The 26650-nt window shown below is 73.3% G+C and carries 23 protein-coding genes and 1 pseudogene; 10 read left to right on the top strand and 14 right to left on the bottom strand.

What is annotated here, in order from left to right; translation table 11 throughout:
• Positions 1-93: 93 nt before the first annotated feature.
• The 4 genes and pseudogenes from QWJ13_RS01855 to abc-f all read right to left on the bottom strand — a co-directional run bounded on the left by QWJ13_RS01855 (position 94) and on the right by abc-f (position 4668).
• Positions 94-555, bottom strand: coding sequence for a hypothetical protein (locus QWJ13_RS01855; RefSeq protein ID WP_432277409.1), 462 nt, complete (start codon positions 553-555; stop codon positions 94-96).
• 135 nt (positions 556-690) lie between these two features.
• A pseudogene (locus tag QWJ13_RS01850) lies at positions 691-1242 on the bottom strand (CGNR zinc finger domain-containing protein); the annotation flags it as partial.
• Between the two features lie 69 nt (positions 1243-1311).
• Entirely contained in the window at positions 1312-2931 is a 1620-nt protein-coding gene (locus QWJ13_RS01845) for an ABC-F family ATP-binding cassette domain-containing protein (RefSeq protein WP_316520051.1), read from the bottom strand.
• A 102-nt stretch (positions 2932-3033) separates the two neighbouring features.
• On the bottom strand, positions 3034-4668 hold the full coding sequence (gene abc-f / locus QWJ13_RS01840; RefSeq protein ID WP_316520050.1) for a ribosomal protection-like ABC-F family protein: 1635 nt from the start codon (positions 4666-4668) through the stop codon (positions 3034-3036).
• Positions 4669-5127: 459 nt separating this feature from the next.
• Between abc-f and QWJ13_RS01835 the strand changes: the two genes are divergently transcribed.
• The 3 genes from QWJ13_RS01835 to QWJ13_RS01825 all read left to right on the top strand — a co-directional run bounded on the left by QWJ13_RS01835 (position 5128) and on the right by QWJ13_RS01825 (position 8176).
• Complete coding sequence (locus QWJ13_RS01835) at positions 5128-5850, top strand: molybdopterin-dependent oxidoreductase (RefSeq protein WP_316520049.1); 723 nt, start codon at positions 5128-5130, stop codon at positions 5848-5850.
• The gene (locus QWJ13_RS01830; RefSeq protein WP_316520048.1) at positions 5798-6466 is read left to right on the top strand and encodes a cytochrome b/b6 domain-containing protein; all 669 of its coding nucleotides are present in this window, start codon (positions 5798-5800) and stop codon (positions 6464-6466) included. Before QWJ13_RS01835 ends, QWJ13_RS01830 begins: the two co-directional genes overlap by 53 nt.
• Before the next feature lie 93 nt (positions 6467-6559).
• Positions 6560-8176 (top strand): tannase/feruloyl esterase family alpha/beta hydrolase, encoded by a 1617-nt coding sequence (locus tag QWJ13_RS01825; protein WP_316520047.1) that lies wholly within the window; start codon positions 6560-6562, stop codon positions 8174-8176.
• A 165-nt stretch (positions 8177-8341) separates the two neighbouring features.
• On the opposite strand, the gene QWJ13_RS01820 is transcribed toward QWJ13_RS01825, so the two are convergent.
• The 4 genes from QWJ13_RS01820 to QWJ13_RS01805 all read right to left on the bottom strand — a co-directional run bounded on the left by QWJ13_RS01820 (position 8342) and on the right by QWJ13_RS01805 (position 13121).
• Complete coding sequence (locus QWJ13_RS01820; protein ID WP_316520046.1) at positions 8342-8770, bottom strand: SRPBCC family protein; 429 nt, start codon at positions 8768-8770, stop codon at positions 8342-8344.
• A 114-nt stretch (positions 8771-8884) separates the two neighbouring features.
• A complete protein-coding gene (locus tag QWJ13_RS01815) occupies positions 8885-11605 on the bottom strand; it encodes a LuxR family transcriptional regulator (protein ID WP_316520045.1) in 2721 nt (906 codons plus the stop codon).
• Positions 11606-11732: 127 nt separating this feature from the next.
• The gene (locus tag QWJ13_RS01810) at positions 11733-12584 is read right to left on the bottom strand and encodes an alpha/beta fold hydrolase (protein WP_316520044.1); all 852 of its coding nucleotides are present in this window, start codon (positions 12582-12584) and stop codon (positions 11733-11735) included.
• Between the two features lie 174 nt (positions 12585-12758).
• Positions 12759-13121, bottom strand: coding sequence for a hypothetical protein (locus QWJ13_RS01805; protein WP_316520043.1), 363 nt, complete (start codon positions 13119-13121; stop codon positions 12759-12761).
• Positions 13122-13372: 251 nt separating this feature from the next.
• Here QWJ13_RS01805 and QWJ13_RS01800 point away from each other — a divergent pair, with 251 nt between their 5' ends.
• The 3 genes from QWJ13_RS01800 to QWJ13_RS01790 all read left to right on the top strand — a co-directional run bounded on the left by QWJ13_RS01800 (position 13373) and on the right by QWJ13_RS01790 (position 17360).
• Positions 13373-13567, top strand: coding sequence for a hypothetical protein (locus QWJ13_RS01800; RefSeq protein ID WP_316520042.1), 195 nt, complete (start codon positions 13373-13375; stop codon positions 13565-13567).
• 119 nt (positions 13568-13686) lie between these two features.
• Complete coding sequence (locus QWJ13_RS01795) at positions 13687-16323, top strand: tetratricopeptide repeat protein (RefSeq protein ID WP_316520041.1); 2637 nt, start codon at positions 13687-13689, stop codon at positions 16321-16323.
• Between the two features lie 50 nt (positions 16324-16373).
• Positions 16374-17360 (top strand): Gfo/Idh/MocA family protein, encoded by a 987-nt coding sequence (locus tag QWJ13_RS01790; protein WP_316520040.1) that lies wholly within the window; start codon positions 16374-16376, stop codon positions 17358-17360.
• Between the two features lie 6 nt (positions 17361-17366).
• Here QWJ13_RS01790 and QWJ13_RS01785 read toward each other — a convergent pair whose 3' ends face one another.
• Both QWJ13_RS01785 and QWJ13_RS01780 read right to left on the bottom strand, forming a co-directional pair.
• The gene (locus QWJ13_RS01785) at positions 17367-17567 is read right to left on the bottom strand and encodes a DUF397 domain-containing protein (protein ID WP_316520039.1); all 201 of its coding nucleotides are present in this window, start codon (positions 17565-17567) and stop codon (positions 17367-17369) included.
• Positions 17564-18412: a helix-turn-helix domain-containing protein gene (locus QWJ13_RS01780; protein WP_316520038.1), complete on the bottom strand. Its 849-nt coding sequence runs from the start codon at positions 18410-18412 to the stop codon at positions 17564-17566. Before QWJ13_RS01780 ends, QWJ13_RS01785 begins: the two co-directional genes overlap by 4 nt.
• Positions 18413-18690: 278 nt before the next feature.
• Here QWJ13_RS01780 and QWJ13_RS01775 point away from each other — a divergent pair, with 278 nt between their 5' ends.
• The 3 genes from QWJ13_RS01775 (at position 18691) to QWJ13_RS01765 (ending at position 20666) form a co-directional block, all read left to right on the top strand.
• On the top strand, positions 18691-19059 hold the full coding sequence (locus QWJ13_RS01775) for an ATP-binding protein (RefSeq protein ID WP_316520037.1): 369 nt from the start codon (positions 18691-18693) through the stop codon (positions 19057-19059).
• A 46-nt stretch (positions 19060-19105) separates the two neighbouring features.
• Positions 19106-19264, top strand: coding sequence for a hypothetical protein (locus tag QWJ13_RS01770; RefSeq protein ID WP_316520036.1), 159 nt, complete (start codon positions 19106-19108; stop codon positions 19262-19264).
• A 181-nt stretch (positions 19265-19445) separates the two neighbouring features.
• On the top strand, positions 19446-20666 hold the full coding sequence (locus QWJ13_RS01765) for an MFS transporter (RefSeq protein ID WP_316520035.1): 1221 nt from the start codon (positions 19446-19448) through the stop codon (positions 20664-20666).
• A 575-nt stretch (positions 20667-21241) separates the two neighbouring features.
• On the opposite strand, the gene QWJ13_RS01760 is transcribed toward QWJ13_RS01765, so the two are convergent.
• The 4 genes from QWJ13_RS01760 to QWJ13_RS01745 form a co-directional block, all read right to left on the bottom strand.
• Entirely contained in the window at positions 21242-21604 is a 363-nt protein-coding gene (locus QWJ13_RS01760) for a hypothetical protein (RefSeq protein ID WP_316520034.1), read from the bottom strand.
• A gap of 9 nt (positions 21605-21613) precedes the next feature.
• Positions 21614-22927 (bottom strand): MFS transporter, encoded by a 1314-nt coding sequence (locus QWJ13_RS01755; protein WP_316520033.1) that lies wholly within the window; start codon positions 22925-22927, stop codon positions 21614-21616.
• A 169-nt stretch (positions 22928-23096) separates the two neighbouring features.
• A complete protein-coding gene (locus QWJ13_RS01750; protein ID WP_316520032.1) occupies positions 23097-23831 on the bottom strand; it encodes a sulfite exporter TauE/SafE family protein in 735 nt (244 codons plus the stop codon).
• 126 nt (positions 23832-23957) lie between these two features.
• Positions 23958-25340, bottom strand: a complete 1383-nt coding sequence (locus QWJ13_RS01745) for a right-handed parallel beta-helix repeat-containing protein (RefSeq protein WP_316520031.1) — start codon at positions 25338-25340, stop codon at positions 23958-23960.
• A gap of 40 nt (positions 25341-25380) precedes the next feature.
• Here QWJ13_RS01745 and QWJ13_RS01740 point away from each other — a divergent pair, with 40 nt between their 5' ends.
• The gene (locus QWJ13_RS01740) at positions 25381-26634 is read left to right on the top strand and encodes a Dyp-type peroxidase (RefSeq protein ID WP_316520030.1); all 1254 of its coding nucleotides are present in this window, start codon (positions 25381-25383) and stop codon (positions 26632-26634) included.
• Positions 26635-26650 lie beyond the last annotated feature (16 nt).

Here is a 26650-nt window from a genome sequence, read left to right as displayed (position 1 = left end):
GCTGTGGAGCTGGGCCGAGACCGCCCTGCTGCTGGGGTACGGCCCGGGAGCTTCGACCTTCGTGTGAGGTTCTTCGCGTGAGGGCTGGTGGAGTCAGCCGGCCTGGCCCGAGGCGGTCGCGCCCGGCCGGATCAGGGTGTACATCACGGAGCGCTGCTGCTTGTGGCGCCGGATGCGGCCCTTGGCGACCAGCGACTCCAGGGTGTTGCGGACGACCTGGGGTGTCGGGTTGCGCTTCGGGTACGCCGCCATGAGTTCGTCACGCAGTTCCTTCGCCGGGCACGGCTCCTCGTGCCGGCCCAGCAGTTCCGCGAGCAGGTCACCGAGCAGAGGCCGGTGCGAAGTCCCCTTCGCACCGGCCTTCGTCGTGTCCGTTTCCGCCGCGGCGCTCTGCCGCTGGCGGGGAAGTGCCTGGTCAGCGGGCCTCTCGTAGTGTTCGGCGAGGCTCAGGATGTCGGCCAGGAGGGACTCCTCCTGCTTCAGCATCCGGAGTTCCTCCGCCAGCTCCCGCTGTCGCTGGTGATTCTTCTCCAGGTCCGACGCGGCTTGTTCCACGTACCGGGACCGGAGCGTGGAGGCTGGCTGGCGGGTCACAACCGTTCACTCCCTAGGCATGGACGAGTGTTGCATCGTACCCATGTCGGGGCTCGTGCGCTGGCGGGCGCCGTGGTAGCCGGGGGAGCCGGCCTCCGTCGCGGACGGCGTCTTCTTCCGCGCCCGGTAGGCGGCCGCCTTGATCTTGTTGCCGCAGGAGTCCATGCCGCACCACTGCCGGCGCATGCCGCGGGAGCGGTCGATGTAGACCCGGGTGCACTCCGGGTTGCCGCACTCCTTCATCAGGGGGACGTCCGGACCGCTGAGGAGTTCGACCGCCTGGCGCGCGACGGTGGCCAGCGCCTGCTCGGGGGTCGCCTCGTTGTGCCGCCCGGTCATGGTGAGCTGCGGCGTCACGGGCGCCTTGCGCGCGGCGCCGTTCAGGACGGCGAGCGCCTCGCGGTCGAACGCCTCGTCGAGCCGGCGGTTGGTGACCAGCCGGTAGATCGCCTCGCGGACGGTCTGCGCCTCCAGGACGTCCTGCTCGTCACCCGGCGTGATCGTGTCCACCAGGCCGCAGTCCAGGTACCAGGCGTTCAGCCGCTCCGGCGTCACGAACATCTCGAACCGGACCGTGCGACGCGCACGGAGAGTAGCCGCGAAGTCGAGCGCCGGGTGTCCGCAAACGAAGACATGCTGAAGATTCACAGTCACCATCCTGACAGGTGACTGCGAACGGGTGCAATAACGCGTGCGACGACGCGTGGTGAGTGGCGGCTAGAGCCGCACCTCCCGGCCCTGCCAGCGGCGGCGCAACCAGCGGTCGTGACTCGCGAGGACGATCGCGCCGGGACCGGCGCCGAGGGCCTCCTCCAGTTCGTCGCACAGCCGGGGCGAGAGGTGGTTGGTGGGTTCGTCGAGCAGCAGCAGTTCGGGCGGGTCGGCCACCAGGAGCGCCAGGGCCAGCCGCCGGCGCTGCCCGACGGACAGCCGGCCGACCGGCTCGTCCAGGTCGGCCGGGTGCAGCAGACCGAGCGAGTCCAGCGGCACCTCCTCGGCCCGCGCCGCGCCGAGCGCCAGTCGGTAGGTGTCCCGGACGGTGCGGTCGGGCCGGTCGAACACGGTGTCCTGGGTGAGCAGCCCGACCGTCAGCCCGGAGCGCCGGCGCACCGTGCCCTCGGCGGCGAGGTGCCCGGCGAGCACGGCGAGCAGCGTCGACTTGCCCGTCCCGTTGCCGCCCGTGACCAGCAGCCGGTCGGCCGCCGCCACCTCCAGGCCGTCCAGCTTCAGCCGGCCGGGCACCCGGATGTCCCGCAGCGACACCAGGGGCTGCTCGGTGTCCGGGCCCTCGACGCCGACGGCCAGCGTACGGACGGCGAACCGCAGCGGGCGCGGCGGCTCGGGCACCTGGGCGCGCTCCAGCTCCGCCAGCCGCCGGGCGGCATTGCGCACCCGGCGGGAGACCTGGCTCTGCACTCGCCCCTCCCGGTGGCCGTAGCCCATCTTCTCGTTGTCGCGCGGCCCCCGGTCCGGCGCGAGCCGGTGCGCCGTCACCCCGGCCGAGTGGCGCAGCCGCGCCAGCTCCTGCTGCTCCTCGGCGTACCGCCGCTCCCAGCGCTCCCGCTCGGCGAGCCTCTCGCCGAGGTACGCACTGTAGTGACCGCCGTAGCGGACCGGCGAGTCCACTCCGGGGTCGAGGTCGACCAGGTCGGTGCAGACCGCGTCCAGGAACGCCCGGTCGTGGGTGGCGACGACCACGGTGCCGGGGAGTTCGCGCAGCTGCTCCTCCAGGAAGGAGGCGGCGCCGTCGTCGAGGTGGTTGGTCGGCTCGTCCAGCAGCAGCGCGGACGGCCGACGGACGAGCAGCGCGGCCAGGGCCAGCCGGCCGCGCTGCCCGCCGGAGAGCGAGCCGAGGGTGCGGTCGTGCCCGAACCCGCCGAGGCCCAGCCCGTCGAGGACCAGCGCGGCCCGGCGGTCGGCGTCCCAGGACTGCCGGTGCTGGGCCTGCTCCAGCCGCCGGCCGTAGGCCGCCAGCAGTTCCGGGTAGCCGGGGTCGGTCTCCGGGAGGCGGGCGATCTCCGCGCCGAGCCGGTCGAGTTCGGCGAGGTCCTCGCGGGCCTCGCGCAGTGCGTCGTCCAGGACGGTGGCGATGGGACACTCGGCATCGAAGGGCATCTCCTGGTGCAGGAAGCCGAGGTCCGCGGGGCGCGAGACGCTTCCGGCGTCGGGTTCGTCCACGCCGGCGAGCACCCGCAGCAGGGTGGACTTGCCGGCGCCGTTCTCCCCGATCAGGCCGATCCGGTGGCCGGGGGAGGCGGTCAGGCCGACGCCGTCGAGGATGCGCCGACCGCCGAGGTTGCGGACGACGTCATGGGCGAGCAGGGCGTGCTGGAGCACGGGGAACCTTCCGAGGTGGGGGGGGGAGTGATCGGTAGGACGGGCCCACGCCCGGGGGTCTGCTGTCGGACCCCGGGCGTGGACCGCGTCATACGTCGGCGGTCACTCCGCGGGCGCCCCGGTCTCCTTCAGCGTGCCGTCGGCCAGGTGGAGCCAGCGGTTCACCCCGATCTCGGCGAGGAACTTCTCGTCGTGGCTGACCACCAGGAACGCCCCCTGGTAGGAGTTCAACGCGCTCTCCAACTGGCCCGCGCTGACCAGGTCCAGGTTGTTGGTCGGCTCGTCGAGCAGCAGCAGCTGGGGGGCCGGGTCCGCGCACAGCACGCAGGCCAGGGTGGCGCGCAGCCGCTCGCCGCCGGAGAGCACCCCGACCGGCAGATGGGCGCGGGCACCGCGGAAGAGGAAGCGGGCGAGCAGGTTCATCCGCTCCGTCTCGGGCCGCTCGGGGGCGAACGCGGCGAAGTTCTCCGCCACGGTGCGGTCGAGGTCCAGCAGGTCCAGGCGCTGCGAGAGGTAGGCGATCCGACCGTCGTTGCGCTTGATCTCCCCGCTGTCCGGGGCGAGTTCGCCGGTGACCAGGCGCAGCAGGGTGCTCTTCCCGGCGCCGTTGGGGCCGGTCAGGGCGATCCGCTCGGGGCCGCGAATGCTCAGGTCGACGCCGCCGTCGGCGAACACCGGCCGGCCGGCGTGGCTGACCTGGAGGCCCTCGCCGAGGAAGAGGTTGCGCCCGGCGGGCACCTGGGTGTCCGGCAGGTCCAGCGAGAGACGCGCCTCCTCGCGCAGGGCGCGTCCGGCCTCGTCCAGACGGGCCTTGGCCTCGCTGACCCGGGCCGCGTGCATCTGGCCGGAGCGGCCCGCGGACTCCTGGGCGCCGCGCTTCATGTTCCCGGCGAAGATCCGCGGCAGGCCGGCGTTCTTCAGGTTGCGGGCGGCGTTGCTCTGTCGCCGCTCGGCGCGCTCGCGGGCCTGCTGCATCTCCCGCTTCTCGCGCTTCAGCTCCTGCTCGGCGTTGCGGACGTTCTTCTCGGCGACTTCCTGCTCGGCCCGGACGGCCTCTTCGTAGGCGGTGAAGTTGCCTCCGTAGAAGCGCAGTTCGCCGTTGCCGAGCTCGGCGATGTGCTGCATCCGGTCGAGCAGCGCGCGGTCGTGGCTGACCAGCAGCAGGCAGCCGTTGAAGTCCTCCAGCACGTCGTAGAGCTTGTGCCGGGCCTGTGCGTCGAGGTTGTTGGTGGGCTCGTCGAGCAGCAGGACGTCGGGGCGCTTGAGCAGTTGGGCGGCGAGGCCCAGGGAGACGATCTGGCCGCCGCTGAGCGTGCTCAGGCTGCGGTCCAGGGTGAGGTCGGTCAGGCCGAGGCGGTCGAGCTGGGCGCGGGTGCGCTCCTCGATGTCCCAGTCGTCGCCGATGGTGGTGAAGTGCCGCTCGTCGACGTCCCCGGACTCCACGGCGTCGATGGCGCGGATGATCTCGGCGACGTCGAGCACCTCGGCGACGGTGAGGTCCGAGGTCAGCGGAAGGCTCTGGCGGAGGTAGCCGAGCCGCCCGGTGACCGTCACCGAGCCGGTGGCGGGCTTGAGTTCACCGGCGATCAGCTTGAGCAGGGTGCTCTTGCCGGAGCCGTTGGGGGCGACCAGGCCGGTCCGGCCGGCGGGCACGGCGAAGGACAGGTCGTGGAAGACCGGGGTGTCGTCGGGCCAGGCGAAGGAGAGGGTGGAGCAGACGACGGCAGCGTCGGACATGGAAGTGACCTCGAAGGAATGAGGGCAGGAAGAGACCTCTGCCCTGGGCAGGCGTGGGGAAAATGGGTACGACGAAACGGACCACTCCGGCGGCGGCGCTGCTGAAGCACCGGCCGGTGGCCGTCAGATCCGGATCTCACCCGGAGATGTCGTCGTCACCCGCCACGTCTGCCACTCCTCGATCACACGACTACAGATGACGGCCACTGTAGCCAGGCATCCCGTGGGCGGCAACTTTCTTTTCCACCGCCCTCGTTCGCCTTCTCCGCGCCGTTTCGGGCCGCCGGCCGTCTCGTTGACAGGCCGGGCGCGATCGTGCCAGCATCGTCACCAGTTGAACCGGTGACGATGTCGAGAGCGACCCGACCGCGTTCACACGTGTGAACCCGCCCGCGACCGGGCCGGCCGGACCGCGGCCGCCCGCCGGGATCGTCGCCACCTCGAAGGAGCACACAGACCATGGCGGGACATCCGAAGCGGAGGGCCCAGGGCGCACCCGTGGGGCGGCGCGCGCTGCTCGGCATGCTCGGGGCGGGCGCCGCGGGGATCGCCGCGGCGCCGTACCTCCAGCGGGGCTGGGAGGGGTTCCTGTCCGCCGCCTCCGAGAACGACGCGACCGGCCTGACCGGCCTGCTCCCCAACCCCGGCGGCTTCCGGTACTTCAGTGTCGTCGGCTCCGTGCCGCACAAGGACGAGACGAACTACGAGCTGCGGGTCGACGGACTGGTCGAGCGTCAGAGAACGTACACACTGGCGGACTTGCGCGCACTGCCGCAGACCAGGGTGGTCCGCGACGTGCTCTGCACGGACGGCTGGCGGGTGAACAAGACCCCCTTCGAGGGGGTGCTGCTGGCGGACATCCTGGATGCCGCCGGAGTGCGCTCCCCGGGCGCGGCGGTCCACTTCATCTGCTTCGACGGCGCGTACACCGAGAGCCTCACCCTGGAGCAGGCCCGCCGCTCGGACGTCCTGGTGGCGCTGAACATGCAGGACAAGCCCATCACCCACGCCCACGGCGGACCGGTCCGGCTCTACGTGGCCCCCATGTACTTCTACAAGTCGGCCAAGTGGCTGTCCGGGATCTCGGTCACCGAGAGGGTGATCCCCGGCTACTGGGAGGAGCGAGGCTATGACGTCGACGGCTGGCTCGACGAAGCCGACCAGCGCGGCGAAGCGGCCTGAACTCCCGGACCGGATCCGCAGGTTCAGCGTCGCCGAGCGGATGGTCCACCGGTCCGTCGGCATCCTGATGCTGCTCTGCCTGGCCTCCGCGGCCTGTCTGTACCTCGGGCCGCTGGCCCAACTCGTCGGCCGGCGCCACCTGGTGTCCACCGTCCACAAGTGGTCGGGCATCCTGATGCCGCTGCCCGTCCTGCTCGGACTGTTCTCCGCCGAGTTCCGGGCGGACCTGCGCCGGCTCAACCGCTTCGCCCCGTACGACCGGGAGTGGCTGCGGGCCGTGCGCAAGCGCTGGGCATGGCCCGAGGCGCGCCCGGCCGGCAAGTTCAACGCCGGCCAGAAGCTCTACGCGGGCTGGATCGCCGGAGCGGTGCTGGTGATGGCGTCCACCGGCCTGCTGATGTGGTTCAAGGGCCTGCTGCCGTTCGTCTCCCGCACCAGCGCGATCTTCGTCCACGACCTCCTGGCCTGGGCGATCGCCTTCGTGGTCTTCGGCCACCTGCGCAAGGCGCTCCACGACCCGGAGGCGCGGCGCGGCATGCGCACCGGGTACGTCGGCCGCGAATGGGCCGAGCTGCACCACTCCCGGTGGCTGCCCCGGGGCCGCAAGGACGCCTGACACTCCCTGCTTTCGATCTGTTGTTCCCGCCGCACGCATGCGACACGCGCACTCGACACACGCACTCGACACACGTATTTCGGACGGATACCCATGAAGAAGATCCTGATCGTGCTCGCGACCGGCGCCGCGCTGGCCGCGGTGAACCTTCCGCCGGCGGCGGCCGACGCCCAGGGAGGCGCCCGGCCCACGACGTTCGGCTGCTCGGCGCCGGCCGTACCGGCCCCCGCCGGTGCGAAGGTCGAGTCCGTGACGGCGGTCCAGCGCCCGGGCGGCACCATCGACGGGACCGGCGTGGTCGGCGGCACCGTCAGCGGCGTCCCGGCCTTCTGCGAGGTGACCGTCACCCTGACCCACCCGGGTGTCAACGACCATGCCAAGGTGCGGACCTGGCTGCCCGTCAGCGGCTGGAACGGCCGCCTCCAGGCGCTCGGCGGAAGCGCCTACGCGGTCGGTGACAACGGCGTCGGGATGGGCACCGCGGTCAAGAACGGCTACGCCGCGACCACCACCGACGGCGGGCTCGGCGACGCCGTCGACGTCAGCTGGTCGCTGAACGCCAAGGGTGAGGTCGACGCCGAGCTGCTCAAGAACCTCGCCTCCCGTTCCCAGCACGAGGCGTCGATCGTCGGCAAGCAGGTGATCGCCGCCCACTTCGGCCGGCCGGCCGCCTACGCCTACTTCAACGGATGCTCCACCGGTGGGCGCGAGGGCTACATGGAGGCCCAGCGCTACCCCGACGACTTCGACGGCATCCTCGCCAACGCGCCCGGCATCAACTGGCCCGAGTTCGAGGTCGCCACCCTGTGGCCGCAGGTGGTCATGAACAACGAGAAGACCTACCCGTCCGCGTGCGAGTTCAAGGCCTTCACCGACGCCGCCACCGCCGCCTGCGACCCGCTCGACGGCGCCAAGGACGGCCTGGTGAACGACGCTTCGCGATGCGAGTTCGACCCGCGCAAGCTGATCGGCACCAAGGTGGTCTGCGACGGCAAGGAGCTGACCATCACGGCGGCCGACGCGGCCGTGGTGCGCAAGATCTGGGACGGTCCGCGCACCGCTTCGGGCCGGAAGCTGTGGTCCGGCGTCCCGGTCGTCGCCGACCTGACCGGGCTGGCCGGCACCACGACCGACGCGAACAGCGGGCAGCTGAAGGGCGCGCCGTTCCCGGTGCCCCAGCTCTGGGTGACGAACTTCCTGAAGAAGCAGCCGGCCTTCGACGTCACGACGATCACCTACGACCGGTTCACCCGGCTGTTCGAGCAGTCCAGGGCCGAGTACGACGGGATCATCGGCACCAATGACGCCGACCTGTCGGCCTTCCGCAACTCCGGTGGCAAGCTGCTGAGCTGGCACGGCCAGGCCGACCAGTTCATCCCCACCCAGGGCACCGTCGACTACCGCCGGCAGGTCGAGCGGACGATGGGCGGCAGCAAGCGGGTCGACGACTTCTACCGCCTCTTCCTCGTTCCGGGCGCGGGCCACTGCGGCCTCAACAAGGGCGCCGGCACGGTCGACGACCTCGCCGCGCTGACGTCCTGGGTCGAGCGGGGCAAGGCGCCGCAGACGCTGTCCGCCGACCTGCTCACCGCGGACGGGCGGAGCGTCAACCGGAACCTGTGCCGCTACCCCGAGGTGTCCCGCTACCAGGGCTACGGGGACCAGGCGGCCGCCTCCAGCTTCCGCTGCGTGCTTCCGTCGCGGGGCTGACCTCCTCCGCCGGCAGCCCGGCCCGCGCCTCTCGGCGTGGGCCGGGCTGCCTCGCGTCTGCGGCAGGCGGGGGCAGGCGGGGGCGGACCAGGGTGTGTCGGGGCATGGCGAAGGGGCCGACAGCTGGTGCTGTCGGCCCCTTCGGTCATTCGCCTACGGCGTGGGTTACTTCGCCTGGAGCGGCACCGCGAACGACTTGCGCAGGGCCGGGGGAGCGACGAGCGGGAGCATCGAGGCGAGCATCTTGCCCTTGAGGGAGTCCGGTTGGCGGGTCAGCTGGACGTCGACCCGGGTGCCCTCGTCCTCGGGGGTCATCCGGAAGACCCAACCGCCGCCGGGGCCGAAGAGCTTGGAGTCGAGGGTGGTGACGGTGACGGTGTCACCGCCCGGCTCCCAGTCGTAGCGGGCGCGCTCCCAGGCGGCGGCGGTTCCCTCGGTGACCTCGGCCCAGGTGTCGCCCTGCGCGTGGACCTCGAAGTGCTCGGCGTCGATCGTCGGCCAGGCGTCGGCACGGGCGGGGCTGAAGTCGGTCAGTACCGCCAGGGCGTCCTCCGCGCTGAGGGCGGAGACGAGGTGGAAGCGTACGACTGCCATGGTGGGTGCCCCTCAGTGAAAGTAACGTGCTCTACATCGAGTAACTGCTCCAACCGGTGACGCTAGATTTCCACGAGCATGCGTCACCTGTCAAGGTGGTGACGGGTTGAGAGGTTACGCCTCCGGGGCGCCGGCCATCCGGCCGAGGGCGTCGCGCAGGGCGGCGCGGGAGGTGATGCCCAACTTGGGGAACACCCGGTAGAGATGAGAGCTGACGGTGCGCGGGGACAGCCGCATCCGGGCGCCGATCTCCTTGTTGGTCAGGCCGCCCGCGGCGAGGTCGGCGATCCGGCGCTCCTGCCAGGTCAGCGGTGCGATCTGCGTCGGCGCGGACGCCAACGCGGCGTCGATGGAAGGAAGTTCGGCTCGGGCGCGGGCGGCCCAGGGAGTCGCGCCGAGTCGCTCGAACGCCTCGGCGGCGGAGGTCAGTGCCGGTCGCGCCGCCTTCCCGCCCTTGGTGTGGCGCAGTCGGATGCCGTGGGCCAGGCGAAGGCGGGCGAGTTCGAAGGGGGAGGCGGCGGCCGCCGGGTGGTCCTCGGCGCGTCGGTGCCACTCCTCGGCCTCCGCCGGGTCGGTGGCGGTCATCGCCAGCGCGCCGTACGTGACCAGCGCGAGCCGCGGGGAGACGTGGGGCAGGCCGGCCTCGTGGGCGGCCAGGGCGTGTCGGCGGGCCTGCTCGCAGCGGCCGGTGTTGAGCGCCGTCACGACCAGGTCGAGCAGGGTGCGGGAGGCCTGGTGGGCACAGGGCGCGAAGGAGCCGGGCGGCGTGCCGCCGGCGGCGTGCAGGTAGGCGGTCTCGAAATCGCCTTCGGCGAGCGCGGCGGCGGTGTCGACGGCGGCGGCGAGCTGGGTGAGGAGGCCGACGCCGCGGGGGCGGGACCAGGCGTCGACGGCGGCCCGGATCTCCCGTGCCCGGTCGGCCTCGCCGCGCAGCGCGGCGAGCAGGCCGAGGTGTCCGAGGGCGTGGTGGGCGAACAGCGGGAGGCGGTGCGCGGTGGCCAGGTCCAGGGCGCGCTGCCCGGTCCGCTCGGCCTCGTCCCACTGCCCGGCGGCCAGTTGGTCGAGCATGACCAGGTTCAGCACGGTCAGTCCGGAGACGAGGGCTCCGGACTCGACCTCACGGTCGACGACGCGCTGGAGTTGTGGCCGGAACGGGCCGAGGGCGTCCACCCGGTGGGCCGCGACGGCCAGCCGGCTGACGTCCCACGGCAGGGCGGTGGGGAGGTCGGCGAGCGCCCGCTCCACCCGCTCCCGCGTCCCTTCGCCCCGGGCGTCGTGGTGGATGCGGGCGGCCGGTGACACCAAATCGCCCAAGGAGTCCAGCAGTTCGCGGCTCCGTTCCCGAGCGGCCGGGTCGGCGGCGTATTGGTCGATGGTCAGCAGCAGGTCGACCAGCCGGGGGAGCGTCTCGGGCTCGTCGCCGGCCCTGGTCGCCTCGATCGCGGCCAGGACCAGGCGGCGCGCGGACCGTACGTCGCCGTCCTGGTGGAGCGCCCCGTAGGCCGAGGCGAGCGCCGCGACCGGAGGCTCATCCTTCTCGAACGAGCCCTCGGAACCGGCCAGTTGGCGCGCCCGGCCAGGTAACCCGGCCTGGCAGGCGAGGAAGGCCGCGTCGCCCAGTCGCCGGGACCGCTCCCGGGGGCTCTCGCTCAGCTCCGCCGCCCGGTTCAGCCAGGCCGCGGCGGCCACCGCGCCGCCGTGCCGGGTGGCCGAGTCGGCGGCGGCCTCCAGCGCGGCCGCGACCCCCTCGTCGGGGCGCGCCGTCGCCGCGGCCAGATGCAGGGCGCGCCGTACCGGGTCCTCGCGGTGGTGCCGTGCGAGCACCGCGTGAGCCGAGCGCCGCTCGGCGCAGGTCGCCAGCTGGACGACCGCCGAGCGCACCAGGGGGTGCCGGAAGGTGAACCCGCCGCTGACCGGATCGATGTCCGACAGGCCGATCTCCGCGGCCTGTTCGGCGTCCGTCATGCGGTAGCGCGGGCGACCGGCGCCGGGCACCGCGCCCGCGCCGAGGTCGTCCAGGGCCGCGCGCAACAGCTCGGTACGGGCGGCGGGGGAGAGCGCCTCGACCCGTTCGCCGTACGCGAGTTGGAGGCGTCGGGGCAGCGGGACGCCGAGGTGCGCCGGCGGCGGCTGCGGCGTGCGCAGCAGGTGCGGCGGCAGTTCCACCAGCGCCAGCGGATTCCCCTGGGCCTCGTCCAGGACCAGCCGTCGGATCCGCGGGTCCAGGCCGGGGTGGCGCAGGTCCAGGAGCCGCTCGGCGGCCCGCCGTGCCAGCGTGCCGACCGGCAGCGTGGGCAGGGCGGCGGTGTCGAACCCGGAGGGCGCGTCGGAACGCAGGCCGATCAGGAGCTTCACCGGACTGCCGGCCAGGCGCCGCCCGACGAACCCGCAGACCTCGGCGCTGGGGGAGTCGAGCCACTGGCCGTCGTCGACCACCAGCAGGAGCGGGCGGCGCGAGGCGGCGAGGGAGAGCAGATCGAGGACGGCGATGCCGAGCGTCAGGACCGAGGGCGGCGCGGCCCCGATCCGGCCGAACACGACATCGAGGGCCGCTCGACGGCTGTCGTCCAGCCGGTCGATCTCGGCGCCCAGCGGGTGCAGCAGCTGGTGCAGGCCGGCGAACGGCAGCTCCCGCTCGGCGGCCACCCCGAAGGCCCTGACCACCCGGTGGTTCTCGGCCGCGGCGAGGCCGGCGGCGTCGTCCAGCAGGGCGCTGCGGCCGACACCGGGGTCGCCCCGCAGGGCGAGGGCCCGGCCCTCGGTGGCCGTCACGAAGCCGGACAGCACCTGCCGCTCGTGCTCGCGGCCGACCAGTGTCGGGTTGATCGATTCCACCGTGCTCCCGGGTCCTCCTCCGTCGGGTCCACCTCCGCCGGGAGCCGGCCGGCCCGGCGCACGCCGATGCCCGGCACCGCCGAAGGGCGGCACCGGGCGGGGCGTGGCATGGGGGCGCAGGGGCCGGTCAGCGGGCGGTGGCGCGGGCGGCGCGCTCGATGACGTCCGCGACCTGACGGGGGTGGGAGACCGCGACCGAGTGGGAGGCGGCGATCTCGGTGGTCTCGGCGTGGGCGCGCTCGGCCATGAAACGCTGCACCGCGACGGGGATGTTGAGGTCGCGGGTGGTGACGATGGCCCAGCTGGGCTTGGTCTGCCAGGCGGCGGAGGTGGCCTTCTCCTCCAGCGCGGACTGCGCGATCGGGCGCTGCTCGGCGGCCATCTGCGCGGCCTGGTCGGCGGGCACGTCGGCGGCGAACTGGTGGCGGAACGCGTCCTGGCGGATGTACAGGTCGGTGGCGGTGCTGCCGTCGGCCTGCCGGTAGCTGACCGGGTCGAGGGTGCCGGGGAGCGTCGAGCCCGGGAACTTGTTCGTCAGCTCCAGGGCGCTCTCCCCGGGGGCGGGCAGGAACGCGGCGACGTAGACGAGGCCCTTGACCTCGGGGTCGCCGGCGGCGGCCTGGCTGATCACATTGCCGCCGTAGGAGTGGCCGGCGAGAATCTTGGGCCCCTTGACGTGGTCGAGGACGGTGCGCAGCGCGGCGGCGTCCGAGGCGGGGCCGCGCAGCGGGTCGGCGGCGGCGACCACCGGGTAGCCGTCGGCGCGCAGCGCGGATATGACGCCGTTCCAGCTGGATCCGTCGGCGAAGGCTCCGTGCTCCAGCACGATGGTGGGCTTGGCGCGGCCCGCGAAGGCGTCGGCCATGGTCGCGCCGTCGGCGGAGCCGGGGAGGGTGAACGCGCACAGGGCCAGCCCCGCCGTGATCGCCGAGACCACACCCGCCGCCAGCCGTCCGCGTCGACCCTTGATGCTCACCACGACAGTCCCTCCAGGTTCTCGGTAGGGGCGGTCGGCGCCGCTCGCGCCGTCACCGCCCTGACAGGTGATGAGATTGCCTCACTCATCCGTCACCTGTCAAGGCGGTGACTCATGCGGTGTGGGCCGGGCGGCCTCCTCAGCCGGTGGAGGTGTGCGCCCGGCCCCACTTCTTCGCTAGGACGCCTTGACCACGCGGTAGCTCAGGGCGCCGAACGGGAGGTTGGACTGGCCCAGCGAGCCGCTGGCCCACCAGTAGTCGCTGACGCAGTCGCCGCTGGGGAAGAGCTCCACGGACGCGCTGCCGTTGACGATCTGCATCGACCGGACCGGCGTCGACAGCGTGTGGCACGTGCCGTAGTCGTTCAGGTCGACATTGGTCGCCGAACCCTGCCCGTCGGCCGCCGAGTAGAGCCGCGCCCCCGGCTGCAACGGAGGCCAGCCGGCCGCGTCGGCAGCCCCGGCGCCGAGGCCGATCAGGGCCGCGGCCAGGGCGGCGGTCGTGGCTGCGCGGCGGATGTTCGCCTTGGGTGTGGACATGTGCAACCCACCTTCTCGTGTGTGACGGAACTGCCGGAATGTCGGCCCGCGACCCGTCGGAACGAGCCCGGCCGGTTGCAGATCCTTGCACCTTCAACAAAGTGCGCGGGAGTGCGGAATCGGCCAAGCACGTGTGAGTACCCGGTTCGACGAGTGTGCACCCTCAAGGCCTCATCACCCCCTTGACGGGTGATTGCCCCGGAGTGCAGCCTGAAGCCCGTCTCCCGTCAGAGGCCCCCTGGAGCGCGCCCATGAGCAACCAGCCCGCGCACGACCCCGCCGCCGAAGCCCGCCACGCCCGCTTCGGCACCCTCCCCGAACGCATCCGCTTCGAGGACATGACCGAGGTATCCGCCACCACCCCGGGCCCCGCGGCCACCGCCGCCTACAACCCCGAACGCGCCTGGACCTTCCACAACTGCCTCGCCGTCGACCTGGCCCTCTAACCCCCCGCCCCGCCGGGCGCTCCTTGTGGGTCCGTGTGGCGACCTGACAGTATTTCAGGTCGCGCACCCGGCCCGATGCGGACACGGCGGCTGCGGGGCGCCGCGGAGGAGGAGGCGTAATGGCACGGGTGAACCTGCGGGCCGCGTTCATGAGCGGGCTGTCGTCCACCGTCACGGCGCAACAGGTCTTCACCAACCGGGTCGACGAAGTCGCCGCCTTCGAACGGTCGGTGGCCGCCCTGGGTCGGACCTTGGACGAGGCCGAAGTGTCGCCGGTCGTGGACCGGGCGCAGGGGCGCCGCAACGTCCTGACGCTCTACGGGGTCGGCGGGATCGGCAAGTCCACGCTCTCCCACGAGCTGGAGCGCCGACTGCTCGCCGACGCGGCGACCGAGGAGCGCGACGACGTCGTCGCCGTCAGGCTCGACCTCGCCGAGGACGGCGCTTGTGACATCGAGGGCCTGCTGCTGCGCCTGCGGGCCGGCCTGGGACAGCTGGGCAGTCGGTGGCAGGCCTTCGACCTGGCGCTCGCCTCCTACTGGGCCCGCGCTCACCCCGGCGAAGCCCTTCAGGACTTCCTCGACGCCTCGCCCGCGCTGCGCCGGGCCTCCCGGAGCATCGGCCTCGGCGACCAGATCACCCAGACGGTGCAGGAAGTCGACCCCGCCGGCCTCGGCGGTCTGGCCGGACTGGCACACCGCGCGGCCCTCGCCACCTACCGCGCGGTCCGGGACCGGGTCCGTGAGGGACGCCTGCTGGCCGACTGCGAGCTGTTCGCCGAACTGGTCGAGGCCGACGCCGACTACGAGACGCTCTCCTACTTCCCGTACCTGCTGGCCTGGGACCTGGAACGCCTGCCACCGAAGGGCCGGCCGGCCCGGCGCCCCACGGTGTGCGTGTTCCTCGACACCTTCGAGGTGGTCAACGGCCGCGCGGACCGCACGGTGGAGCGCCTGATCCAGCGGTGCGCGTACCTGATGCCGAACGTGCTGTTCGTGATCACCGGCCGCAACCGGGTCGACTGGGCCGACACGGGCACCGGCGGCGAGCTGGACTTCACCGGCCCGCAGTGCTGGCCCAATCTGCACTACCGCAACGACACCGTCGAACCCCGCCAGCACCTCGTGGGCTACCTCTCGGACTCCGACGCCGACAGCTACCTCAGGGAAGCGCTCACCCGGGACGGCGAGCCGGCCATACCCGCCGAGGTCCGCCGGCGCATCATCACGGGCGGTCAGGGGCTGCCCTTGTACCTGGACCTCTCGGTGTCGCACTTCGCCGCCCTCCTCGCCAGAGGCGGGCAGCCCTCGCCGGCCGACTTCGGCGGATCGTTCACGGCGGTGGCCACCCGCTCGATCCGCGACCTGCCCCGGGAGGAGCGCGACCTCGTCCGCACCGCGGCGCTCACCGACCGGGTCGGCGCGGACCTGCTGCGGGCCGGGCAGCCCAACGTCTCCGACGGCAGCGTGGCGCGGTTCCTGCGCCGGCCCTTCCTGACCCACGACGACGCCTACGCCCTGCCGTACGCCCTGCACGCGGCGCTGCGCCATGCCATCGGCGAGGCCGACCGGACGCTTCCGGACGGCTGGTCCGACCGTGACCGCAGCGAGGTCGCGGCCCGCCTGCTCACCTGGCTGGGCGGTCGCATCGGGCCGTCCGCCGGGCGGGTCGCCGTCGCCCAGGCCCTCGAATCCGGCCTGAAGCTCTCGGCGACACACGGGGTTTTCGAGGACTGGATGGCCCGCGCCACCCAACGCCTGGTCGAGGCGGGGCAGTGGACGGAACTGGGCGCCGGGCTCACCGCCGGACGCGCCGGGACGCCCGAGTACCAGGCGGTGCGCGCCGCCATCCGGGGCGTCCAGCTGCGGCGCACCGGCCGGGCCGCGGAGGCGGTCGAACTGCTCGGCGCCGCCGGGGAGGGCGTCCGGCAGGGCAGCCCCACGGCGCAGCTGGTGCGCATCCACCTCGCGCACGCGCTGCGCAACCACGGGGACTACACCGAGGCCGCGGAGATCTACCGCACCCTGATGGGCGGCGAGTTCGACGGGGCGGCCCGGTACTGGCTCTGCGACTTCGACTACCTCAACGGCCGCTTCGGCACGGCGCTGGGCTCGCTCCGCGAGCAGCGCAGCCGCGGGCCGGAGGACGAGGGCGAACGGCTGCGGCTGATCGGGCACATCTGGCGGGTGAACGCCCGCTTCGAGGAGGCGGCCGCCGTCTACACCGAGGCGATCGACCTGGCCCGGCGGGAGGGCCTCGCCGCCGCGGAGGCGAAGGCGCTGGCCAATCTGGCGCAGACCGCCTGCTGGGGCGGTGACACGGCGGTGGTCTCGGAGGCCGCGGCCCGGGCGCGGGACCTGCTCGACCTGGTGCCCAACCCGGTCGAACTGGTCAAGATCCGTTCGGCCGAGGCGGTCGCACACGCGGTCTCCAGGGACGCCGCGGCCGCCGTCGAGGCGGTCAGGAGCACCCGGCAGCTCGCGGACGGCATCGGCTACCGCGGGGGCCACAACCTGGCCGACGTGGCCCAGATCCTGATCGGGGTCCTCGGCGGCAACCCGGACGGCGCCCGCCGTACCCGGGCAGAGCTCGACGCGCGGACCCGCCGGTCGGGTGGCAATACCTACTGGGTCCCGATCGTGACCAGCTGGATCGAGGGCGTCCCGAAGGCCGCGGAGCACGACCCGAGGGTCGAGTGGGTCGACGGGCCGGCCGAGTCGTTGGGCCGGTGGGCGCAGGTGGCTGCGCGAGGATGAGACCTCGGGGCCCCGGCGCGCGGGGCCGGAACGGACGAGGGGAAGAGCCGATGACCCAGCAGGAGCAGGTCGACCCGGTGCGGGTGGGGTTGGTGGGGATCGGCATCATCGCCGAGACCCACCTCGCCGTCCTCGCCGAACGTCCGGACGTGGAACTGGAGTTCACGGTCGACCCGAGGCCGGTCGGGCCGGTCGACTTCCGGGGCGCGAGGCCGCCCCACTACCGTGACCTCGCTCGGGCGCTCGACGGGCACCAGCCGGACCTGCTGGTCCTCGCCACCCCGACCGAGACGCACGCCGAGCTGCTGGCCGTGGCCCTGCTCCGCTCCGCCGCCCGGGTGCTGGTGGAGAAGCCGCTCGTCCACGACCTCGCCTCCCTCACCTCGCTGCGCGAGCTGGACGGGAAGGCCGATGTCCCGGAACGGGTGTTCACCGCACACCACTTCGCCTTCTCTCCGGAGGTCGACTGGGCGGCGGAACTGCTCGCCGCGCACCCGGACTGGGGGCCGGTCACGACCATCACCTCGGCCTTCTATGACCCGTACGTGCTGCGCGGCGAGGCGGCCTTCGCCTCGTACGTCTCCAGCTGGACGGACTCGGGGGTGAACCAACTCAGCATGCTCACCCGCTTCGTGGACCTCACCGGGCCCAGGTCCGTCCGGCAGACGGACGGCGGCGCGAGCGCGTGGTGCGCGGTGGAGTTCCGCTCCCGCGGCGAGGTGGGTACGGCCCGGCTGCGCAGTAGTTGGCTGACCGGATCCAGCAGCAAGGAGAGCAGCCTGGCATTCGGGCGCTCGGGGGTGGAGGTCTGGATCGACCACACCGCCATGACGGGATTCGCCGCCCGGGAGGGCGAGTTGCTGGCGGCGTTCGGCAACGACGGCAGGACCGAGCGGAAGATCGCCCACTACCGGCCGCTGTACGCCAGCCTGCTCTCCGGCCGGCCCGATCCGGTGCTCGGCTTCGAGACCGCTGCGATGATCACCGCGATCCACGGTGCGGTGCCCGACGCGTCGGGCGGTGGGGCCTTCGGGTGAGGGGCTTCAGATGAGGTCGAAGTCGAACTCGCCGGTGGCGACGGCTCGGAGGAAGGCCGTGTGGGCCTCGCGGGGGATGGTGAGGGTCGGGCCGGAGGGGTCCTTGGAGTCGCGGATGTGGGCGGTCGGGCCGTCGGGGGCGGCGACTTCGACGCAGTTGTCGTCCCCGGCGCTGTAGGTGGACTTCGTGAAGGTCGGTCGGGTCACTTGATCCTGTCTCTCTGCGCGGTGATGAAGGCGAGCGAGGAGTCGACGGGCAGGGCCTCGGCGGTGATCTCCCGGAACTTGGTCCGGTAGAGCTCCACGTCGGCCGGGTCCTCCACCCACAGGCTGCTCAGCAGGCCCTCGACCAGGACGACGTCGAGATCCGTCCGTTGCGGGAAGCCCATCAGCGCGAACGCGCCGGTCATTCCCGGGTGCACCGCGGCGCCGACGGGCATGACCTGGATGTCGATGGTGGGCAGGCTGCTGAGTGTCAGCAGCCGGTCCAGCTGCGGGGCCATGACGTCGGGGCGGTCGGCGTTGGCGCGCAGGGCCGCCTCGTGGATGACGGCCCGGACCTGTACGGGGTTGGGGCGGGTCAGGATGGACTGGCGGGCCATCCTGACCTGGACCAGGTCTTCGACGGAGCCGCCGGACCGGACGCGCAGCCGGCCGATGACGATGCGGGCGTACTCGGGAGTCTGGAACAGGCCAGGGATGAAGGCCGGTTCGTACGTCCGGTAGGTGGCGGCATCGGATTCCAGCAGGATCAGGTCGGTGGCGGTGGAGTTGATGACGTCGCGGTAGCTCAGCCACCAGCCGCGCTTGCTGCCGTCCTTGGTGATGGCGATCAGGCCGGCCCGGTAGTCCTCGTCGTCGCACCCGTAGAAGTCGAGGAGTCTGTTGACGTCCTCGATCTTGGCCGCGGTGTGGGCGGTCTCGATCCGGGTGAGCTTGGCCTGGCTCATCCCCGTCGCTTCGGCCACCACCTCCGCGGTGAGCTTCCGTTCCTCACGGAGCTTCCGCAGCACGCCACCGAGCCTCCGCCGGCGAACGGTCGAGACTGCCATCGTGTCCCCTCCTGAACTATCAGTCGACCAGTCTGCCTGCGTGGCGGTCGGCCGCGCCACCGACAACTGCCAGTGGGGGATGCCGAATTCAGGTTCGGTTTGCAAATATGCGGGACGCGGGGAGCGGGTTGCGCTACATGGCGCACAGGCTGCATGCTGAGCGTAGCGGGACGTGTGCGGTGCGTAGGCAACGGCCCGTGGGCTCGCCGTTATTCGGTGTTCATCTGCCGATATCCGGCGAGGGCCGATCCGACTCGATACCCCACGGAGGTTTCTTCGTGTCCCCTCTTGAGCTCCCCCCTGACTGGTCGGCCGCGCGCGAGGAGTTGCGCGCGGCCACGGCGCGCGCCGGGTGGCGGCCCGGCCTGGTCGCCGACGCCGAGACGGCGCTGCTCGAACTGTTCGTCAATGCCTGGCGTCACGGCGGGAGTTCGGCTCCGCTGGTGGTGATCGTGCTGCGCGACCGGGTCCTCCGGGTCTCGGTCGGCGACGGCAGCCCCGTCCTGCCCGTCCAGCGCGACGGCGCCGACCCGTACGCCGTCTGCGGCCGGGGCCTGCACCTGGTCCGTTCGCTCACCGACCGCTCCGGCGCGGACCCGCGGACCTCCGGCAAGTCCTGCTGGTTCGAGCTGGACGCCGCCGCGTGACCGCCGTCGAACCCCTCCTTCGCCACCACGACCAGACCGAGGCCCCGTGCGACTCCTGATCGACCTCGTCCTCCCGCTCCTCCTGCTCCTCGCCATCGTCGTCGTCGGCCTCGGCGCCGTCGCCGTCCTGCGGATGCCCCACCGCCCGGACGCCATCACGACCGCCACCCCCGACGGTGACCGCGACCGTCAACCGGTGGCCTGACGCCCGCCTCGACCCAGCCGCCCGGCCGGACCCACCGGGCGGCGGAGGCGTGTTCTACGATGTCCTCGTGTTCCTCTCTCGTGACTAGGGCCCCAGGCGGCGACCGCACCCCGACGGTGCGGTCCTTCGGCGTCCCGGTACACCGGCGCGCGGTGCGCGCCAGCCCCAGAGGAACACCTCCATGTCTTCGTCCTATGCGACGGTCCTGCGCACCCCCGGCGCGGTCCGGCTCTTCGGCACGGCCCTGATCGGCCGCCTCTCCTACGGCATCGTCCCGCTCTCACTCCTGCTCGCCGTCACCGAAACGACCGGCTCGTACGCCCGGGCGGGATGGCTGATGGCCCTGTTCGCCACCTCCGGCGTGCTGGTCTCGCCCGTACGGGCGGGGCTGATCGACCGCCACGGCCCGCGCCGGGCGCTGCCACCGATGGCGGCCGGGTATGCGCTGGTGCTGCTCGGCCTGGCCGCCACCACCTGGCGACCGGGCGTGCCCTACCCCGCCCTGCTCGCCCTCGCCGTGGCCGCCGGCGTGCTCGCACCACCCCTCGGACCGGTCACCCGGGCACAGTGGAGCGCCCTGCTGCCGGACCAGGCCCTGCGCCGACGCGCCTACAGCCTGGACACCGTCGCCGAGGAACTCCTGTACGTCACCGGCCCGTTGCTGGCCGGACTGATCGTCGCGGCGACGGCCCGCCCGGCGCTCGGACTGGTCCTCGGCGCCGCCCTCGTCCTCGGCGGCGCCCTCGCCCTGGCCTCCTCGGTCCCTCGCGGGTCGGCCGAATCCGAGGCCAACTCCGCTGCCACCGCCGAGCGTTCACGCCCCTGGCAGCTGCTGGCCCGCACCCGCCAGCCGCTCGCCGCGGCCGCCGCGGCCGGCGCCGGGCTCGGCGCGTTCGGCCTGTTCGCGGTCGTCTTCGCCCAACGGCACGGACAGGCCGCCGACGTCGCCTGGGTGGAGGCGACCCTGGCCGCCGGGAGCGCGGTCGGCGGCCTCGTCCTCGGCGCCTTCGACTGGCGGGCCTCGGCGCAGACCCGACTCGCCGTCCTCACCGCCACCTTCGGCGGCGCGCTGGCCCTGACCTCCCTCGCCCCGACGCTCCCGCTGCTGGCCGCCGTCGCCGCCCTGGCCGGGCTGACCGTCGCCCCGACCCTCACTACCGCCTACCTGCTCACCGACGAACTCGCCGAACCCGGCCAGCGCACCCGGGCCGGTGCCTGGGTCAACGCCTGTTTCAACGCGGGCAGTTCGGCCGGTACGGCGGCCGCCGGGCTGCTCGCCGACCGGTTCCCGCTGCCGCTGTGCCTCGCCCTGGCCGCGTCCCCGGCGCTGGCGGCTCTGGCCGCGGCGCGCACCGGGGCCGCGGGCCGGTCGGCCGAGGACGCGCCTGCCCGTGCGGCCTGAGTCCGCGAGGTAGCGGGGGAGAGGTCAACGCCCGCTTCGGTGCGGGCAGTTCGGTCGCGAATTGCCGGCCGGGCTGCCCGCACCCGAACCACCGTTCAGGAATGCGACCCACCCACGAATCCGGGAGCTCCAGCGGACGGATCCACGTATGCGTGACCATGAAGGTCTTGGTTCCTATGGCCAGGTCCGCGTCCGGCGAGGCCTCGACGACGTTCACCTGGAAGGTCTCCCCGGGCATCTTCACCAACACCACGCCCATGCCGATCCAGGACTCGGGCCCGGCGGTCCTCTCGGACATCGTCGTGGACCGGATCGCGGGCCGGGCGCCGAAGGACCTCAAGGTGGGCGTGGACATCACCGACACGTGGCGCGGTGACCTGGCCATCGACCTGATCGGCCCGGACGGCACCGTGGACACGAGGCCTACACGGTGGACGCCTCGGCCCGGCTTTCCTACGGCACGCCCGTACCGGGCGCTGAGCACCGACCACCAGGTGATCCGGTCGGCGAAGGCACTCCCTTCGCCGACCGGATCACCTGGTGCGTGTGCGGGACGAGGCCCTCGGGTCGGGGAGCTAGCCCTGGCGGAGCCGCTCCGGGGAGGGGAGCCGGGTGATCGGCTCGTCCTGCCAGGTGTGGACCTCCAGGGCGGACAGGTAGCCGTCCTGGGTGAAGACCAGCGCCCCGCCGACCGGCTCTCCGTCGGCGTCGACGATCAGCGCCTCCGCCACCGGGTTGCCGGCGCCGGGCGCGGCCACCGCCGCCCGGTCCGGGGTGAAGTCGATGCTCGCGCAGGGGCACGCGCAGCGCCCGGTGACGCGCAGGTGGGGGAGTTGGGCGAGCAGGGCGCGGTGGGTCGGGTCGTCGTTGCGGAGGAGGGCCTCCAGGAGCCGGACGGCCTCCGTGGGCAGCGGGGTGTCGGGCGGGATGGTGTCCATCCCTGGAACCTACTGCTCCTCGCCCGCTGAGGCCCCCGAGGCCCCCGAGGCCCCCGAGGCCCCCGAGGTCGCGGCGGCTGCGGCGGCCGCCTCCATCGCCGTCATCCGCGGCAGCAGGAACAGCACCGCGACCAGCAGGGCCAGCAGCAGGCCGCCGCCGATGAAGAGCGGGGTGCGGATGCTGCTGACGGAGGCGATCCACCCGCTGAGGGCGGCGCCGGACATGATGCCGAGGCGGGCGAGCAGCATGTAGCAGCTGTTGACCCGGCCGAGCAGGTCCTTCGGCACGGCCTGCTGGCGCAGCGAGACCGCCTGGATGTTCCAGGTGACCATGCCGAAGCCGGTCACGGCGTAGAGCGCGGCGACCTCGGCCACCGAGGTGGCCAGCCCCATGAGGAGCAGCGCGACGCCCATCAGCAGGAAGGCGAGGGCGATCCGGGTGCCCCGGTTGAGCAGGCGGCTGAGCCGGCCGGCCAGGGTGCTGGCGGCGGTGCCGCCGATCGCGCCGGCCGCGAGCACGATGCCGTACGAGGCGGCGGGCGCGTGGATGACCCGGGTGACCATCAGGACCATCATCGTGGTGCCCATGAAGCAGCCGAGCGCGCCGAGGGTGGAGAGCACGGCGAGCGTGCGGACCTCGCGGTGGCGGACCAGCCAGGTGATGCCCTCGCGGATCTCGGTGAGCACCGGGCGGCGGTCGGCCCGGCTGCGCGGGGCGGTGGAGCGGCCGGTGGCGGCGACCAGGACGGCGGCGAGTGCGAAGGAGACGCCGTCCACGGTGAAGGGCGAGGCGGCGGCCGCCGCGAACAGCACCGAGCCGAGCAGCGGGCCGATCAGGTTCCCGCCGACCAGCATGTTGGCCTGCATCCGGCCGTTGGCGGCGTCGAGTTGGTCGCGGCGGACCAGCTCGGGGATGGCCGAGGTGGCCGCGTTGGAGAAGACCGTCTCGCCGCAGCCGAGCAGGAAGGCCAGTGCGGCGAGTGCGGCCAGCGGCGGGGCCCCGAAGTAGACCCAGGCGGCGAAGCCGAGGACGACGACGGCGCGCGCGGCGTCGATGGTCCACATCAGCCGCCGCCGGTCGGCCCGGTCGGCGAGCACCCCGGCGTACAGCGACATCACCAGGAAGGGGAGCGACCCGGCGACGGAGACGACGGAGACCGCACTGGGCGACTCGGAGACCGCCACCGCCAGCAGCGGCAGGGCGGAGTCCCGCATGCCGTCGCCGACGAAGGAAACCGCCGACGCGGACCACAGCAAGTGGAACTTCCGGCCCAGTTGGGGGCGGGTTTTGGGTGGCTTCGCGGCCAGCTCGGCTGAGGTCACCGACGCAGTATGTCATGTCCGCGGAGGGCCGCCCGAGCGGATTCCGAACTGTCCGGGGTGTCCCGAACTGCCCGTGTCGGTACGGGTGTCGGGATGATCCTGGACTGCCCCGGAGTATCCGGTGGGTTTCGCTCCGTTTCGGGCGGCTCTGTGAACGGCCTCACCGTCCTCAGCCCAGCCCCCACACGCCCTTGGCGAGAGTGGTCAGTCCGCCCGCCAGGGCAAGGCCCAGCACCACCATCCGGGCCCGGCGCTCCGGGACCCGCGCGGCGAGCAGCCGGCCGATCGCGGCGCCGCCGGCGAGCGCGGCGGCCACCAGCCACCAGGCGGTCGCGGACAGCGTCGGCGCGCCCTTGGCGGCCAGCGAGAAGGCGTTCACCACCACGCCGTAGAACTGCGCGTTGGGCACGAACTCCCGTGTCGTCCAACCGGTGTTGAGGGCGTACAGGGAGACGGCCGGGCCGCCGACCCCGGCGGCCGAGTTCATGAATCCGCTGGTCGCGCCCGCGACCAGGGCGCCGCCCGTCCCGCGCAGCGCGGCGGCCCGTACCCCGCGCAGCACCAGCAGCGAGGCCAGGCTGACCAGCGCGCCGATGCCGACGAGCAGGCCGGGAGCCGGCACCTTCGCCGCGACCCACGCCCCGGCCGGCACCGTGCAGGCCGCGGCGAGGATCAGCGGAAGCATCGCGGGCAGCCGGACCTGTCGCCAACTGCCCAGCAGGCCAAGGGCGCTGATGACGCAGGAGGCCAGGTTCGCCAGCCGGACGCCGTCGCCCGGCCCGAGCAGCAGCACCAGGACGGGCGCGGCGACCAGTGCGAAGCCGATGCCCGCGAGCCGCTGGACGGAGGCGCCCAGCAGGACGGTCAAACCCAGTACGAGGTCGGTGCTCCAGGGGTCGGGCATCGGGTACGGCCTCCTGCGCTCGGTGGCGGTGCGTCCCGGTGGCGGTGCGTCCCGGTGGCGGTGCGTCCCGGTAGGGCTCACGGCGGCGACCACCATAGGCGGAAGGGCCGTGAGCCCGGCCGGAGTTCAGTGCTTCGGGAGGGCGTCCGCCGACTCCGGCAGCGGGTAGGCGTTGAGGTCCACCGGGCCGGGGAGGTCGACCGCGGGGCGGCCGGGCGCGTTCGGGTCGGACACCGAGGGCGGCGAGGGCTGCGCGGGCGGCACCGGCACCTGGCTGAACGGGATGCCGGGCGGCGACTGGACCGTGCTGGTGCGGCCGAACGGCGGGGCGCCGCGGCCCTCGGTGCCGCAGGCCGCGAGGGTCTCCAGGCCCTCCGGACTCTGGACGCCCGGCTGGTTGCCGGTGAAGCAGTTGGCCGGGTCGACGGAGGCCAGCACGAGGTCGGTGCCGTTGCCGGTGGCCCGGTTGCCCTCGATCCGGTTGCCGCTCGCCGGGTGCCCGGGCGGGTCGGTGATCACGATGCCGGCCGCGCGGTTGCCCTGGACCAGGTTGCGCTGCACCTGGTTGGCCGTGCCGCCGCCGATCCCGATGCCGATGCCGTAGCCGCCGTCGGCCTGCTGCGGGGTGTCGGTGGCGTTGTTGTCGGTGACGACGTTGCCCACGATCACCGCGCCGTGCTGCGGGGCGAGGGCCTCCAGGTCGTTGGAGTTGAGGGTGATGCCGACCCGGTTGCCGGTGGCCCGGTTGCCGACCACGGTGAGGTTGTCCGAGGCGTTGGTGATCTCGATGCCGACGGCGTTGCGCTCGACCCGGTTGTTGCGCACCAGGGTGTCGCAGGGCTTGCACTGGCCGACGTAGATGCCGGAGTCGGCGCCCCCGGAGGCGTACGAGTCCTCGATGATGCCGCCGCGCGCGTCGAAGGCGTAGATGCCGTACAGGCCGTTGTTGTACGCGGTGACGCCGCTCGCCCGGAAGCCCTGGACGGCCGGGAAGCGGGTGGTGTCCAGCGGGTCGTAGGCGGAGCCGCCGGCGCCGTGCTGCTGGAGCTTCTCGTCGGTGACGCCGGTGAACAGCACGCCGTTGGCGAGGTAGCCGTGGACGGTGAGGTTCTCCACCACCGAGCCGGGGCCGGAGGCGGTGATGCCGTTGACCAGCCGTAGGCCGCCGTCCAGGACCACGGTGTTGCGGTCGGTGCCGCGCAGCACGATCTTGGGCTTGGTCAGGCGCACGCTCTCCCGGTAGGTGCCCGGGTCGACCAGCACGGTGTCCCCCTCGTGGGCGACGTCCACGGCCTGCTGGATGGTCGGGAAGTTCTGCGGGACGCGGACGACGGTGCCGCCCGGGTGCTTGGCGTCGGAGGAGGACGAGCCGCCGGAGGAGCACCCGGCCAGGGCCGGTGCGAGGGCGAGCGCGAGGGCGAGGGCGGCGGCGGCCGGTGCGGGCCGGCGGCGCCGGGCCCCGGCCCGCGGTGTGCGGGCGGTGGCGGATCGGGAGTGACGTGTGGTCAAAAGTTGCATACGGCGTGTTCTATCGTCTCCAATGTCGCCCATGCATGCCGAATCCGGAAAGGCCCGGGACCCGCAGGAGCCGAAGGCCGCGCAGGGCCCGAAGGCCGCGCAGGACCAGCCGCGCACCGTCAGGGGCGGCGTGGACCGCCGTGGTCTGCTCGCGGGCGGGGCCGTGCTGGCCGCCGGGCTGGGCGCGGGGGCCGCGGCGCTGGCCCTGGGCGGCAGCGGCGGCGGGCGCGGCCCGGCGGCGCCGCCGGAGCAGCGGGCGTTCCCGTTCCACGGCGAGCGCCAGTCCGGGGTGACGGCTCCGCAGCAGCCGGCCACCCAGCTGCTGGCCCTCGATCTGACGCCCGCCGCGACCTCGGACGGGCGGGCCGCACTGCGCGGCCTGCTCGGCGAGCTGACCCGGGTGCTCGCCGAGGCCTCCGGCGCCGACCCGGCGGACGCCCGCCTGCGGGGCGGCGAACCGGCCGCGCTCAGCAGCCTGGTGGGGGTCGGGCCGGAGCTCGCCGCCCGGCTGGGGTTGAACGTTCCCGCGGCCTTGCAGACCGCGCTGCCCGCCTTCGCCGGGGACCGGCTCGACCCGGCGCGCGGCGGCGGCGACCTGGTGATCCAGCTGTGCGCGGCGGACCGCTGGCCGCTGTCGGTGGTCGCCGAGCAGGTCGGCGAGGCGGCCCGGGCGGCGGGCGCGACGGTGCGCTGGACCCAGTCCGGCTTCCTGGCCCGGACGGCCGGGGGCGCCACCCCGCGCAACCTGTTCGGCTTCAAGGACGGCACGGCGAACCCGACCGCGGTGGAGGCCGGGCAGTGGGTCTGGGGCCCGCCGGGCCCGCACGAGCACGGAACGGTGCTGGTCTACCGCCGGATCCGGATGGACACCGCGGCCTTCGCCGCCCTCCCCGGCGGCCGACGGGAGCAGGTGATGGGCCGCCGCGCCGCCGACGGCTCCCCGCTCACCGGCACGGCGGAGCACGACGAGCCGGACATCTACACCAAGAACCCGGATGGCTCGTACGTCATCCCGGCCACCGCGCACGTCCGGCTCTCCAGTCCCCGGCTGGACGGCGGCGCCCGGATGCTGCGACGGGGCTACAGCTACGACGACGGACCGGGCGACCGGGGTCTGCTGTTCTGCGCCTTCGTCCGGGATCCGGCCCAGTTCACCCGGGTCCAGGAGCGGCTGGCGGCGCGCGACGCGCTCAACTCCTTCATCGAGCACACGGCTTCGGCGGTGGCGTACGTCCTGCCGGGGGCGCCGGAGGGCGGCACCCTGGGGGAGGGGCTGTTCAGTTGAGCGAAGAGGAACTGCC

Origin of the sequence: Kitasatospora brasiliensis (assembly GCF_032654805.1) — a bacterium.
Lineage (GTDB): Bacteria > Actinomycetota > Actinomycetes > Streptomycetales > Streptomycetaceae > Kitasatospora > Kitasatospora brasiliensis.
The sequence above is the reverse complement of the archived record's forward strand: the minus strand, read 5'-3'. Positions and strand labels throughout refer to the sequence as shown.